Source organism: Paenibacillus oenotherae, from assembly GCF_019443105.1.
Classification (GTDB): domain Bacteria; phylum Bacillota; class Bacilli; order Paenibacillales; family Paenibacillaceae; genus Paenibacillus_Z; species Paenibacillus_Z oenotherae.
Genome location: NZ_JAHZIJ010000017.1, coordinates 96,010 through 110,352, shown reverse-complemented (window position 1 = coordinate 110,352; position 14,343 = coordinate 96,010). Strand labels below are relative to the sequence as shown.

Annotated in this window: 12 protein-coding genes; 10 read left to right on the top strand and 2 right to left on the bottom strand. The window is 49.0% G+C overall.

Annotated features, from left to right (window positions below):
- From K0T92_RS19520 to K0T92_RS19485, 8 genes are all read left to right on the top strand, one after another.
- Positions 1-371, top strand: a 371-nt coding sequence (locus K0T92_RS19520; protein WP_219874158.1) for a hypothetical protein, incomplete at its 5' end; no start/stop codon positions are given.
- Positions 372-1,289: 918 nt separating this feature from the next.
- Entirely contained in the window at positions 1,290-3,035 is a 1,746-nt protein-coding gene (locus K0T92_RS19515) for an alpha-glycosidase (RefSeq protein ID WP_219874157.1), read from the top strand.
- A 38-nt stretch (positions 3,036-3,073) separates the two neighbouring features.
- Complete coding sequence (locus K0T92_RS19510) at positions 3,074-4,117, top strand: zinc-dependent alcohol dehydrogenase (RefSeq protein WP_219874156.1); 1,044 nt, start codon at positions 3,074-3,076, stop codon at positions 4,115-4,117.
- A gap of 56 nt (positions 4,118-4,173) precedes the next feature.
- Positions 4,174-5,355, top strand: coding sequence for a sugar ABC transporter substrate-binding protein (locus K0T92_RS19505; protein WP_219874155.1), 1,182 nt, complete (start codon positions 4,174-4,176; stop codon positions 5,353-5,355).
- Positions 5,352-6,041, top strand: coding sequence for a dihydrofolate reductase family protein (locus K0T92_RS19500; protein WP_219874154.1), 690 nt, complete (start codon positions 5,352-5,354; stop codon positions 6,039-6,041). The genes K0T92_RS19505 and K0T92_RS19500 overlap by 4 nt, the downstream gene beginning before the upstream one ends.
- Positions 6,034-6,708, top strand: coding sequence for an HAD family hydrolase (locus tag K0T92_RS19495; RefSeq protein ID WP_219874153.1), 675 nt, complete (start codon positions 6,034-6,036; stop codon positions 6,706-6,708). The genes K0T92_RS19500 and K0T92_RS19495 overlap by 8 nt, the downstream gene beginning before the upstream one ends.
- A gap of 21 nt (positions 6,709-6,729) precedes the next feature.
- Complete coding sequence (locus tag K0T92_RS19490) at positions 6,730-8,085, top strand: MATE family efflux transporter (RefSeq protein WP_219874152.1); 1,356 nt, start codon at positions 6,730-6,732, stop codon at positions 8,083-8,085.
- Between the two features lie 49 nt (positions 8,086-8,134).
- The gene (locus K0T92_RS19485; RefSeq protein WP_246628283.1) at positions 8,135-10,081 is read left to right on the top strand and encodes an alpha-amylase family protein; all 1,947 of its coding nucleotides are present in this window, start codon (positions 8,135-8,137) and stop codon (positions 10,079-10,081) included.
- Between the two features lie 78 nt (positions 10,082-10,159).
- On the opposite strand, the gene K0T92_RS19480 is transcribed toward K0T92_RS19485, so the two are convergent.
- A complete protein-coding gene (locus tag K0T92_RS19480; protein WP_219874151.1) occupies positions 10,160-11,908 on the bottom strand; it encodes an alpha amylase N-terminal ig-like domain-containing protein in 1,749 nt (582 codons plus the stop codon).
- A 269-nt stretch (positions 11,909-12,177) separates the two neighbouring features.
- Here K0T92_RS19480 and K0T92_RS19475 point away from each other — a divergent pair, with 269 nt between their 5' ends.
- The gene (locus K0T92_RS19475; protein WP_219874150.1) at positions 12,178-12,795 is read left to right on the top strand and encodes a phosphatase PAP2 family protein; all 618 of its coding nucleotides are present in this window, start codon (positions 12,178-12,180) and stop codon (positions 12,793-12,795) included.
- A 54-nt stretch (positions 12,796-12,849) separates the two neighbouring features.
- Here K0T92_RS19475 and K0T92_RS19470 read toward each other — a convergent pair whose 3' ends face one another.
- Positions 12,850-13,182 (bottom strand): winged helix-turn-helix transcriptional regulator, encoded by a 333-nt coding sequence (locus tag K0T92_RS19470; RefSeq protein ID WP_219874149.1) that lies wholly within the window; start codon positions 13,180-13,182, stop codon positions 12,850-12,852.
- A gap of 161 nt (positions 13,183-13,343) precedes the next feature.
- On the opposite strand from K0T92_RS19470, the gene K0T92_RS19465 reads away from it, so the two are divergent.
- Positions 13,344-14,282: an aldo/keto reductase family protein gene (locus K0T92_RS19465; RefSeq protein ID WP_219874148.1), complete on the top strand. Its 939-nt coding sequence runs from the start codon at positions 13,344-13,346 to the stop codon at positions 14,280-14,282.
- Positions 14,283-14,343 lie beyond the last annotated feature (61 nt).

Sequence of the window (14,343 nt, the reverse complement as noted above, 5' to 3'; positions counted from 1 at the left end):
ACAAGACAGGCGCAGCAGCAGGCATTACGGTTAAATTTGCGAAGGGCAAAGGCTACACCACACTGTGGGGCGTAAAAGATGCGGATGATGTCACCAATGCAAGCAAAGTGGTCGATTTCGCAGCACTCGGTCATGATGCGAATCGTGACACGTTCTACGAAGCGAAGATTCCACTGAGCGCAATCGGCAACCCGAACATCGAGACTTCCGGAATCGGCGTTATGCTTCACCAAGGCGAGTTCTCGCCTGTAGATTCCATCCCTAACGATCCGGCGACTTCCGACACGCCAGGAGTAAGCGAATCCAACTCTCCGAAAGAGTGGGGCGACACTGACCTTCTGACCGTTCCTTTCGCTCGCATCGGCAAGTAAGACTAAGCTTCGACAACGTTTAAGCAAGGCAAGAATCCTCCTGAACCACTGCAACAGTGGAGCAGGAGGATTCTTTGCTGTGGCATTCAATTGCAGCATAATATGAAAACGGATCATAAAGACGGACATGTTCCATCATCAATCGGCCGATGCGAATGAGGGGGAGCTGATTCTTTTGGATTCATCGACAATTTTAGCGGCTGAAAAGACGAAAATTATTTTAAACGACATGCTTCTACAAGAAAATAATGGCTGCCCCAGGTCTTTTTTCGGTCCACGGACACGTGTGGGAAGTTGAAAAAATGAGTATTGAAGGGCTGTTGGCGGCAAATGAATAGATTCCACTAATTTTGCTTGCTAATTTGGCGAGGGCGGCACTTCTTAATGACTAGTACATTGTTACTATAATAGTGGTGACGCTTCCATCAGCTGCAATATGATTAGCGAAAGGATCGATTTATCTCTTTTGCAAATGATGCATAAAATTTAATGAAAAATGCGTGTTAAAGCATTGTAAATTACAAGCAATCAATATGAAACGAAAATGAAATATTAATGAAATATAAATGAAATCAAAAAGAAATCTAGAAGAAAGTCTGTGAAAACGCATTCAGAGAGATGTAATTTATGGAAGACAATGTAAGCGTATTCATTTATAGTCCATAAGAACTATTTTTAAGTAATATGAATAGGCTATAAGTAGTATTTTAGGCTATTTTGAGAGAAGATATAGTAAAGATTGACAGGGTTTGCTGAGTTCTATTAAGATGATTGTACAGCCGCAGACACATATTACATCATTAATTGGCGTTAAAATTTGGAAAAAAAATTGAAGGCCATGTTACCTCAAGGTACAACCTCACTGAATATAAGGTTGTGCCTTTTGTTGTACGGTGGAACCGTGGAAGGGGGAACGTGATGAATCATGCAGCGCTGTACCATCGTCACAAACAAAACTGGGCGTTTGCCTATGACCGTTCAACAATCTATATTCGTCTCCGAACAATGAGAGACGATGTAGAAAGGGTGCAGGTTTGTTACGGGGACAAGTACGATTGGTTAAAGACAGAAGAAAGGGGGGGCATGATAAAACTTGTTTCGGACAGCTTATATGATTATTGGGAAGCCGTTGTAAAGCCGCCGAATGGAAGGCTCAGCTACCGGTTCCACCTGCAATCCGGAGATGAGCAATTATATTACGGAGAACGCTGGTGCAAAGCTAATCCGTCTGAAAATTCTGACGGTAATTTCGAATATCCGTATTTGCATGCTGCCGATATCTTTCAACCGCCAGAGTGGGTAAAGGATGCTGTGTTCTATCAGATCTTTCCAGAACGCTTTGCGAACGGGGATAGAAGCAATGATCCTCCTGATACGGAGGCGTGGGGCGGCGAGCCCGGATTCAGAAATTATTTTGGCGGCGACCTGCAGGGCGTACTGGATCACCTTGATCATTTGGAGCAGCTTGGCGTCAATGCGATTTATTTTACGCCATTGTTCGAAGCAGATACGAATCATAAGTACGATACCAAAAATTATTTGCAAGTAGACGCGCACTTTGGCACCAACGAGCTGCTGAAAGAACTGGTTGCTGTTTGCCACAGCCGAGGCATTAGAGTGCTTCTGGACATCGTCTTCAACCATAGCGGCAGTGCCTTTCCTCCGTTCGTGGACGTACTGGAGAAAGGGCAAGAATCGCGCTACGCGGACTGGTTCCTTGTCCGGCAGTGGCCGCTGCAGGCAAGCGAGGGGGCAGCGGCGTACGAGACGTTCAGCTTCGAGCCCAATCTGCCCAAGTTCAACACGGCTAATCCGGAGGTATGCGAATATTTGCTGAATGTGGCTGATTATTGGATTCGCATAGCGGATGTTGATGGTTACAGGCTCGATGTGGCTAATGAAGTGGATCACCGTTTCTGGCGCAAGCTGCGGGAGGTTGTCAAGGCGGCGAAGCCTGATGCCTATCTTGTCGGTGAGATTATGCATGATTCCATGGCATGGCTGCAGGGCGATCAGCTCGATGCGGTCATGAACTATCCGGTGAGAGACAGCGTTATTAAATTTTTTGCCCGCGGCGTTATAGATGGCAAGGAGTTTGCCGATTCAGTCGGCGCTCAATTGGCCGCTTATCCGCTGCAGGCAGTCGAGGCATCCTTCCAAGTATTGGGGAGTCATGATACGCCAAGATTACTTACACTATGCGGCGGCAATGTGAATCAATCGAAACTGGCAGTATTATTCCAATTCACTTACTATGGTGCACCCTGTATTTATTACGGGGATGAGATTGGCATGACAGGAGAGAATGATCCCGACAACAGGAAATGCATGATCTGGGATGAGCGCGGACAGAACCGCGAGCTATTCCAGTTCTACCAGACGCTTATCAAATTGCGACAAGAGAATCCGGTGCTTCGTACTGGTCGTTTCCGCTTTTTACATGCGATGGATAGAGATAATAGAGTGGCTTATGAGAGATGGGATGATGGGAACCGATTCATTGTGATGATGAATGCAAGTACCGAGTCCGTGGAGCTTAAGGTTGCAGCCTCCAGTCCTCATTGGCAGGAGATTTGGACAGGTACTGGCGTTCATGCAGCGAATGGAGAGCTTGAGATATCACTCCCCGGCTTCGGGTATGCGATGTTTCGCTCGGTTTCTTAATCCGTCTTGTATGGTTTTTACTATAGGAGGTGGAAGGCATGGAGGCATTAGTCTGGACGACGAAAAACCTACTGGAGCTTGATCAGAGAGAAGAGCCGCAAATTGGATCGCCGACTGAAGTGAAAATTCAGATCCGGCTGACTGGTATATGCGGTACTGATCTGGCGGTAATAACGGGCAAGGAAGAAGGCGTACCCGATGTCATTCGGGGACATGAGGCAGTCGGAATCATTGTAGAGACCGGAGAACAGGTGACTGGGCTTCAAGTCGGCGACAGAGTCGTTATCGATCCCAATCAGAGTTGTGGAGAATGCTACTTCTGCGGCAAGGACCAGCCGCATTTATGCTTGGGTACGGATGGCAACGGAATGGTGATCTCGGGATTGAACGCCCCAGGCACCTTTGCCGAGTATTTTGTCATCGACTCTCGCTTCGTTCATCGCATCCCGGACTCTATGAGTCTTGAGGCTGCAGTTCTCATTGAGCCGCTGGCTTGTGTGCTTCATAACTTTCTGGAGGCGAACGTAAGCCAGTATGACGCAGTATTAGTTCTTGGGTCGGGGCCAATGGGCATATTGTGCCAGATGGTCAGCAAGGCGCTGAGAACGCGGGTGACAGTCGCTACGGAGCCTAATCCGTATCGTCTTGGTTTCTCCGAGACAATCGCTGATGTTGCCATAACTCCGGACGAGCTGACAGAGGAGTTCGTATCGGGACTTCTGGATGGCCGGAAGTTCGATGTCATTATCGACACGGTAGGCAATCAACTGGAGACCGCGGATCGGTGGATAGACAGAGGCGGCAGAATTGTTCCCTTCGGGATCAACGGGACGTACAAGTACACCTTCTCGCCGACAAAATATATCCAGAACGGTGTCAGAATTATCGGAGCAGGAGAGTACCGCCACATGTTCGGTCCTGCGCTTCATTTAGCGGGACAAATGCCGGGACTCGAGGATCTGGTTACGAGAAAATACAAGCTGGGCGAATACGAGAAAGCCATCCATGAATTGCTGGGCTATGATTTGAAATCTAGACATCGGGTTGAGAGCGAAACGATTAAAACAGTTTTCACACCCTAGAATCCACTACTTGAAGCGGACAAGTCTAGTTTGATTTAGCTGGGAGGCGCATTGGAATGGGAGAGAATATAGAGATAAAGAGGGAAATGACCATATGGCATGAATTTGATGGTCCTGGTGATACATCGATAGAAGTGCTTGAGGAGATTTGCAGACTATATTCTGAGCGCCATGACATCAACGTTACGCCAGAGGTGATGAACATTGCTGAACTGGGAACAGCTCTGGGCAATGTTCGCAAAACCGGCAAAGGACCGCAGCTTGCTTTCGTTCCATCAGATATGATCACCTATAACAAGGTAGGCCTGTACTCATTGGTTCCAGAAGAGCTGTACGGTGGCCTGATGTCAGATGCTTCGCTTGCAACGATGCAGTTTGATGGCGGACAGTATGGAGTTCCCGTACTACTGGGCAATCATTTGGTATGTTATTACAACAAAGAAATATATGAAGAAGCGCCGCTGACATGGGAGAGCATCGAAGCGCAGGCGGATAATCTGCTGGAGTCGGGTATTAAGCCTTTCGGCGCGGATTTGTCGCAAGCGTATGTCTTTATTGCCTATTTAACTGCTTTCGGCGGATGGCCGCTGAAGGACGGCAGGCCGAATCTGGCGACAGAAGAGATGGAACAGGCGCTGGCCTTCCTGAATAATCAAACCGCTTCAGGACGCATCATCAGCCTGGATGGCGCGACTGAGCTTCTCGAGCAGTTTATTGCCGGGAAGATCGGGGCTATTATTAGCGGCGAATGGATCTTCAACCATCTTAGCCGGAATATGGAAGGGCGCCTGGGAGTTGGCCAGCTGCCGAGCATTCGGGGGAATCCATCCGTCTCGATGACATCATCGATCGGTCTGGTTTTTCCTAATCATTCACTGGAATCCGAGTACGGCGAAGATATTAAATCCTTTGTCCGTTTTATGCTAAGCGAGGAATGCCAGCTGTTGTGGGCTAACCGGGTTCAGCGAATCCCGGCGAACACTGAGATATTGGAGAAGCTGGAGGCAGCCGGCTCACCGAACAAGCGGATGCTGATTTCTCTTCTGAAGCATTGCCATTCGATGCCTGTAAGTCCATTTATGATTATCGTTTGGATCGCAATCGCATGTGCGCTTGAGGTGCTGAAGACCGAGGGACCGGAGCGAGCACTGGACTTGATCGACCAGAAGTTGGATATAGCAGTATCAGAGATGGAAGCAAGTCTAAATCGGACTAACGAGGAGATGGAGACGGTATGAAAGTAACAATATTCAGCCAAATTTCAATTGATGGGAAATTAACTTTCGGATCGGGACATTCCAGTAAAGAGCTTTTTCAATTATTCAATCAGAAGGATACCGAATATATTCATAAATTCCGCGGACAAGTGGATGGCATCATGGTTGGCAAGAATACGATTCTTACGGACAACCCGTTCCTGACGAACCGCTATGAGGCGAACAATAACCCGGCACGGATTATTCCGACCAGATCGATGGATATTCCGCTGGACAGCAACGTGTTCAAGGACGACGGCAGAACCATTATCGTAACGACGGAGAGCGGTGCTGAGCCGGATAAGGTGCGCGCTATTCAGGAGCTGGGCAAGGAAGTGCTGATCTGCGGCAAGGACATGGTTGATTTTGAGCAGCTGTTCAAAATTCTGGAGGAGCAATTCGGCTTCAAGAGCTTGATGGTAGAGGGCGGAGGCCTGCTTAACTGGCATGTTTTCGACCATAACCTGGTTGATGAAATCATTCTGATGCAGCTTCCGATCATCATTGGCGGCGCGTCCAATATTACGCTGGTTGACGGTGAAGGCTATCACGAGCTTAATTTGACGAAGAGGTTCAAAGTGCTCGAGGTGCAGACGAAGGAGAATTATACGCTGATGCGCTACACAAAGTCTAATTATATGGTCGGCGAGGCGGCCATGCATGGTTAGGTCTGATATTAGCGGGCTTGGAGCTGTCATCTTCGATATGGACGGCGTATTGGTAGATAGCGAGCCGCTATATTTTGAGATTGAGAAGTCTTCATTCGCTTCCCATGGTTTTTCGCTTAATGAGGTGGAGCATCATGCCTATGTAGGCATACCTCTGCGCACGATGTGGGAGCAGCTCAAAGACCGTTTTGGCCTGGAGCTGTCAGCAGATGAGCTGTTGGCTGGCCATGAGGGACAAGTTATCAAGTCCATGGCTGATACTGCGGAGCTGTCTCCTATTGAGGGAGTGACGGCACTCATTGGGCGTTTGCGTGAGGAAGGGATTCCAATTGCGCTGGCTTCATCCTCTTCATTGGCGTTAATTGACACGATATTGACGAAGGTCGGACTAAAGTCCGACTTTCAAGTCGTTGTTAGTGGAGAGCAGGTGCCGAGGGGCAAGCCTGCGCCGGATATATTCCTTCGTGCCGCTGAGCTGCTGGGCGTATCGCCTGCCGAATGTCTGGTCATTGAAGACTCTCATCATGGGGTGACGGCAGCGAAGGCCGCCGGCATGACTTGTATCGGATATTTCAATCCCAATTCCGGCAAGCAGGATCTGTCGCAAGCAGACCGGGTCATTACAAGTTATGAGGAAATTATCAACAAAGGGATTGCTATCTTATAAGATGCGAGGATGGGCAAGTGTATGGACAACAAAAAGGATTTTTACATCAATCTCTACAAGATCGCTGTTCCAATCGCTCTGCAAAGCTTGATTATGGCTGTTCTGTATTTGACCGATCAACTGATGGTCGGCCAGCTCGGTGATGTGGCGATAGCCTCGGTCGGTATGGCGAGCAAGATATACAGTATTATTGCGGTTGTGTTGGCAGGCTTGGCTACAGGGGTATCGATCTTCGCGGCCCAGTTCTGGGGGAACAAGGATACGAAAAGCATATCGCAGCTGCTCGGCTTCGCCTTGATGCTTGGCATCGTGCTATCTCTCCTGTTCAGTATTATCGTATTCTTCTATCCGGAATTTTGTCTAAGCTTGTTCACAACCGATACGAACGTTACGGAGAACGGCTATATTTTCTTGAAGGTTGTTGCAATCAGTTACGTGCCAACGATGCTTACGATGATGTATTCAGCAATTTTGCGCAGCACAGGACATGTGAAATTCCCTATGTATGTCAGTTTGGCTGTCGTTGCTTTGAACATCGTCCTGAACTATCTGTTGATCTACGGACATTTCGGCTTTCCAGAGATGGGGCTGGAGGGGTCCGCCTATGCGACCGTCATCTCGCGGATCGTGGAGTGCATACTGATTATCGGGGCTGTGTACAAGTTCCGCTTGCCGGGCTCTGTCGAGGTTAAATATCTGTTCAGTATATCGGGACCGCTCGTGAAGAAGTTTTTCCAAACGACATACCCGATTATTTTGACAGAATTAGTATGGGTTTTGGGTGAGGCTGTCTATGCGATCATCTATAGCAGGATGGGGACAATCGAGATGACGGCGATGACGATCACATTCCCGCTGCAAGGTTTAACGATTGGATTGCTGTCCGGCTTGTCCGGTGCAGCAGCTGTTATAGTGGGCAATAAATTAGGTGCCGGCGAGAATGATTCCGCGCTTGATTATGCGAAGAGATTTATCCGATTCGGTATTATCAGTTCGGTCATATTGGGCGTTATTATCGCGGCGTTATCTCCGCTATATGTGAAGGCGTTCAATATCTCGGATGAAGCGAACCAGCTCAGCATTTATGTAATCTGGGTATTCGCCGGCATTATGTGGGTTAAGGTAGCCAACATGATTATTGCGGGCGGTATACTGCAGAGCGGTGGAGACAGCAGATTTATATTCAAGCTTGAATCATCGACAACTTGGCTTATCGGTGTGCCGCTTGGCCTCTTGCTCTCTGTCGTCTGGAAGCAGCCCGTGTTCTGGGTCTATTTCTTCCTGTCGCTGGAGGAAGTCGTTCGCTTTGTCTTCGGGCTGGTGAGAATTAATTCCCGCAAATGGATGAAAAATTTGGTTGATAACATATCGGCCTAGCTGAATAACGCGTCCCCTATCCGCATCAAGTGAAGAGGAGAGAATAAGGATGGCAATGACAATTACGCAATTAACGCCATTAACAAAGATTGTTGATTTTCTTTCGTCGAACAGAAGTGGGCGGAAGGAAACGTTATGGATACCTGCACTTTGGAATGTTTGCGGCTATGGGGGCATTCTGGAAGAGCGCGAGGGAGAAATCAAGGTTTCGGCATTTGATTTTCTCACTGAGCATTTGCAGTATGTACAGCAGCAATCATCAACAGCATTTGACTCCAGGGCGGCAACGAATCTGGATGCAAGCATTATCTATTCTTCGCTTGTCCGTTATTCTACCGCCTGGGATTATGATCATGACGGGGAGATTGAGTCGGGCACCTTCCTGAGAATGATCCTGCTGCTGCCGATTCTGAAGGAGATGGGAGTTAATATTCTGTATGTTCTCCCTGTTACCCGTTACAGCCAGATGCATCTGAAGGGGGACATCGGGTCCCCGTATGCGGTGCAATCACTCTTTGATCTTGATCCCAATCTGCATGATGAGCTGCTTGACGATATGGCGGATCTGACGATTCATGATGAGTTTGCCGCGCTGGTGGAAGCTTGCCATCTGCTCGATATCCGGGTGACGGTTGACTTTATTCCCCGTGTTACAGCGCGGAACAGCGATATTATTCCAGAGCATCCCGACTGGGTCTATTGGATGCGCAAGGATGCATTCGACGACTTCCGGCTGCCTCATATTCCGGAGCTGGCTCCCTTCGAGGAGTGTACACCTGATAAGGTGGAGACCGTATACCGCAGCAAGGAGACAGCGCCATTCCTGGAGCAGTTCTCGCAGCCGCCGAATGTACTGAACCCGGAGCTGTGGGAAGAGCTGAAGAAGCGCGCGCAGGAGACGGGCGAAGAGATTCTGACACTGGTCGAGAACGAGATGGGAATAACGACATCGCCAGCACATTCGGATTGGGTGAATGACACGCAGCCGATATGGACGGATATTACATTCCTGCGCTTGTACCATGACTTTGCGCCGCACACTGGATCGCTGATTAAGCCGGATCAAGCGCCATATGTGCTGTTTGATACGATCAAATGCAACTATTATCCGGCTGAACAGCCGAATCGCGAGCTATGGGATTATCTCATTGATGCGATCAAATTCAATCTGGATACGTATGGCATTGACGGATTCCGCATCGATATCGGCCATGTCTTGCCCATACCGCTTCTTGATGAAATCGTTCAAACGATTCAAACGATGCGGCCTAATGCGCTGCTAATCAGCGAGGATCTGTTCAACCGCAATCATAAGAAAGCGGCACAGGTCGGATACAATATTATGCTTGGAAGCGGCTGGAATGTCATGACGGACATTACCAAGGATAATTTACTGTCCTATATCCGTGATCTGCCGGAGATGGAAATTCACATTTTCGCCTGTGCAGAAACGGCGGATACGCCAAGAATAACAAGCCGGGGCGGTGTCAAGCTGGCCCGTATGATCGGCGTGTTCAATCACTTCCTGCCCAATGCAATTCCATTCATCGCAACCGGCTTCGAGCTTAATGAGGAGCAGCCGATGAACTGCGGCTTGGGAGATAATACGAACGGTGCTGAAATTCCGCGCGCATTCTTCAATAAGCTGACGATGAACTGGACGAACGAGGAGCCGATGCTGCCGCTTCTTGCAGAGCTTCATGCATGCAAGACAAGATGGCAGAAGCTTCTGAAGCCGGCGAACTTCTTTTTGGCTGATTCACCGGATCATGTCGTTATTTATGGCTATCGCAGTGGTGAGGAAACGCTGGCAGGATGCTTTAATTTGAGCGCAGATCAGTCCGTATCCCTGAACTTGCTAGAGCTTATTGGGCCTTCCACTGGAGGATTGTTCGTTGCGATCGATAGTGCGTTCGCATCTTCCAGCATCGGTGAAGGGCTGGAGCAGGTGACGCTGGAGCCGAATCAGGCATTAATCGTAACGAGTCGTCCATAGTAGAAGCTGCTTACGACAAAGAGGCTGTTCCTTTGGTCCAATGACCTGGGGAACAGCCTCTTCTAATAGAGCAGGCTATTATTTAACTGCGTGAAGAATAGCGTAGCCGAATGCCGGAAGCTCTACCGTCAATTGTCCTTGCTGGGCAAGAACCGTGCTGCCGGACTCGATATCGTTCCAGCTGCTCTCCGAGGCAGCAGCCTTGCACGTAATGCTGGCATCCGAGTTGTTCATGAGAATAATGAAGTGATCCTGCTCGTCGAAACGCTCATAGACGAGCGTCTTGTCAGTGCAGCGATCCTGCTGGAACTTGAGAGTCCCTGTACGCAGCGCTTCATATTGCTTGCGCAATGCGATAGAACGTTGGAAGAATGAGAACAGATCCTGATCCTGATTGGCTGGATCCCATTCCATACATCTGCGGTTGAGCGGATCCAACTCGCCATCGATACCGATCTCGTCCCCGTAATAAATGCAAGGCGACCCGAAGAAGGTAAATTGGAACAGGCTGGCCAGCTTCATCAAATTTTTATTGCCGCCGCACAACGTGAGCAGGCGGATGGTATCATGGCTTCCCAGCAGGTTGAATGCTGCTTCATTGATTTGTCTAGGATAGCCCGCCAGTTGCGAATTAATGTTATTGGTGAACTGTGCGGCATCGATTCGGTTATAAGCGAAGAAATCAAGGACGGCATTCGTGAACGGATAGTTCATAACGGCATCGAATTGGTCGCCCTGCAGCCAAGGGATGGAATCATGGAAAATTTCTCCGAGAATGAAGATGTCAGGATCGATTCCTTTGACGACATTGCGGAATTCTCTCCAGAACTTATGATCCACCTCATTGGCTACATCGAGTCGCCAGCCGTCTATGCCAGCTTCTTCAATCCAGTACCGGGCCACCTTGAGCAAATATTCCTTGACCTCAGGATTCTCCGTATTCAATTTCGGCATGATCGGCTCGAATGAGAAGGTGTCATAGGTCGGGATGCCATCAACAACGGTCAGCGGCCATTCACGTACATGGAACCAATCCGCGTATTTGGAATCCTTGCCCTTTTCTTTAACATCGACGAAAGGAGGGAAAGCGTGGCCGCAATGGTTGAACACGGCATCCAGCATGACGCGAATTCCTCTCTCGTGGCAAGCAGCCACAAGCTTCTTGAACGTCTCGTTCGTTCCGAATTGAGGATCGATCTTGAGGTAATCCTTCGTATCGTATTTATGGTTGGTTGTCGCTTCGAATATAGGATTGAAATAAATCGCGTTAACGCCAAGCGAGCTGAGATGGTCAAGATGATCGATAACGCCCTGCAGATCGCCGCCGAAGTAGTTCAGACGTGTCGGCACGCCGCCCCAAGGCTCTACGCCAGGAGGATTAAGGGAAGCATCGCTGTTACCGAATCGTTCAGGGAATATTTGATAGAAGACAGCATCCTTCACCCATTGAGGCGGGGAGATAACATCTGCAGGATTGAGGAAAGGGAAATCGAACAGACCATCGTCCATATTATCAGGGAGGGTGTCGAAGAAGCCTTTCTCCATGAAGTACACGGTTTGGTCATCGGATTGAAGAATGAAATAATAAACCAAGCGGCGGTAAGGAGGCTGAACCGCCGCTTCCCAATAGTCAAACAGATTGTCGGAAGCCCATTTCACCATTGGAACGACGGAGGTCGTTATTTCTTTCTTATATTTGTCCGCACAGTTAAGATCGATGCGGGCCACATCTGATTTCTTCGTACGAATTCGGATGTGGAGGGTTTTCTCATCATAAGCATAAGCCCAGTTCTGAGTTACACGGTGGTAAATAGCTTCCAAATGCACCTTATATCATGCTCCTCTTGTGAGGCATACGAAATAAGGTTCAACCCCTGGTATATGCGAGGTTGAACCCTAAGCTTCATTGCCTTTGAATTTCCTTCACTATAACATATGCCGGAATCGGTTTCAATGATTGAATTTAGACGCGGCTGCACGTGGAGGGAAGGGTATAACAGCCTAATTAATTATTGTTGGAAGGTCGTAAATTGTCGAATTGGCGGAGGTAGGATTATAATAAGAGAAATTACTGACATCATGGAGGTTTGTGGACAATGTGGTTCGTCGTTCTGCTTATTATGGCTTTATTCGGTTTTCAAGGACTTGCTGTGCTGGTATCGCGCGAGCAGCTTAGTCATATAGATGAAGCGATTATACATATCATTCAGGGCAGGGAGAACTCTGTGCTTACAAGTGCTGCCAAGATCTTCTCCGTAATTGGCTCCGCAGCTGTTGTTGTTCCGCTTGTTCTCGCATCAGCCGCATTGCTCGCTATTATCCTCAAGCACCGGAAGGAGCTTCTGCTCCTCCTCGGAGGCGTTGCCGGATCTACCTTACTAAACAGTGTGCTTAAGGGAATGTACCAGCGAGCCCGTCCGGATATCAACCGGATCGTGGAGGAGCAGGGCTACAGCTTTCCGAGCGGACACTCCATGGCGGCCTTTACACTCTACTTCCTGCTGACCTATTTGTTATGGCGCCATCTGCCCACCAGAGGAGCGAGAACCGCGCTGATCGCATTCAGCGCGGGGATGATTCTATGCATTGGATTAAGCCGCATCTATCTTGGCGTTCACTATCCGTCCGACATTGTCGCCGGATTCTGGATTAGCGGCTGCTGGGTAGCTATATGCATCCGGCTGTTCCGCCAATACGGGAGAGCTGGCAAATAAGAACAGGACCGGGGATGGCGCTATGTCCATCCATGTCTATGTCCATTATGTCCATTATGTCCATTTGGCCGCCCACAGCTTCATTTCCTTCATTATTTGGTGCAGATCCTCTCCCTTGGGTGTTAATGAATATTCGACGGTTACGGGAACGGTTGGGTAGACGCAGCGTTCCAGTACACCTTGCTCTTCCAGATGTCTCAGCGTACTAGTCAGTGCGCGGGGGCTGACGGCAGGAATTAACCGCTGCAGCTCGCCGAACCTTCTTGTTCCTCCGAATAGCTCGCGCAGTACGAGAAAGGCCCATTTGCCGCCAATGACATTCAGTGTCTTTTCAATATTGCAATCAATTACGGTCGGTTCCTTGGGAATATAGTTGTTGGCCGCCATGCTGTTGCAGTCTCCTTTGAAGTCTTTATAGTAGTTACGGTAAGTATAGTAGATATACAAAATATAATAAAGTGATAATAATTTCACTACTTTAAATTAAATACAAGCATGCGTACAATAGTAGCTGTGAGTCATGTTCGATTAAGAGGAGGATGTGCAGGATGAATTTTCGCAGACTTGGCGGCAGCGGATTGAAAGTAAGCGAGATCAGTCTCGGCAGCTGGCTGACTTATGGCGGATATGTAGAGCGAGAGAATGCGGTGAAGGCGATCCAGACGGCATATGGGCTGGGCATCAACTTCTTTGATACAGCAAATGTGTATGAGCAGGGTGCGGCCGAAATTCTCCTTGGCGAGACCATACGTGCGTTCCCCCGGGAATCGTATGTGCTGGCGACCAAGGCATTCTGGCCGATGGGCGAGGGTCCTAACGACCGCGGCTTGTCGCGCAAGCATGTCATCGAGCAATGCAATGCCAGCTTGAAGCGTCTTGGTGTGGATTATGTAGATATTTTCTACTGCCACCGTCATGATCCGGAGACACCGCTGTATGAGACGCTTCGCGCCATTGATGATCTTGTTCGCCAAGGCAAAGTGCTGTACGTCGGTGTCAGTGAATGGACGGCTGCGCAGATGGCGGAAGGATTAGCTGTGGCTGATCGTTATCTGCTGGATCGGATCGTGGTCAATCAGCCGATCTATAATATGTTCGAGCGTTATATTGAGAAGGAAGTTATCCCGTTCAGTGAGCGCAACGGAATTGGGCAAGTTGTGTTCTCGCCGCTTGCGCAAGGCTTGCTGACGGGCAAATATAAGTCCTTGGACGACTTGCCGGAGGGCAGCCGTGCGGCGAAGCTGGAATGGATGCGCAAAGGTGTGACCGAGGAGAAGCTTGCAAAGGTCGTTGCATTATCGCAAATCGCCGAGGAATTGGACATTACTGTTGGGCAGCTCGCGTTAGCCTGGATATTGCGCCAAACGAACGTTGCAAGCGCGTTGTTCGGCGCAAGCAATCCGGAGCAGGTCATTCAGAATGTCAAAGCGGCAGGTATCGTGCTGGATCAGGATGTGCTGGAGCGTATTGAACAAATACTGGCTTAACCGCTATAGGGAAGCCGGTCTAAGTGCCGCAGAGCTGCTGCGCTTAGGCCGGCTTTTTCGT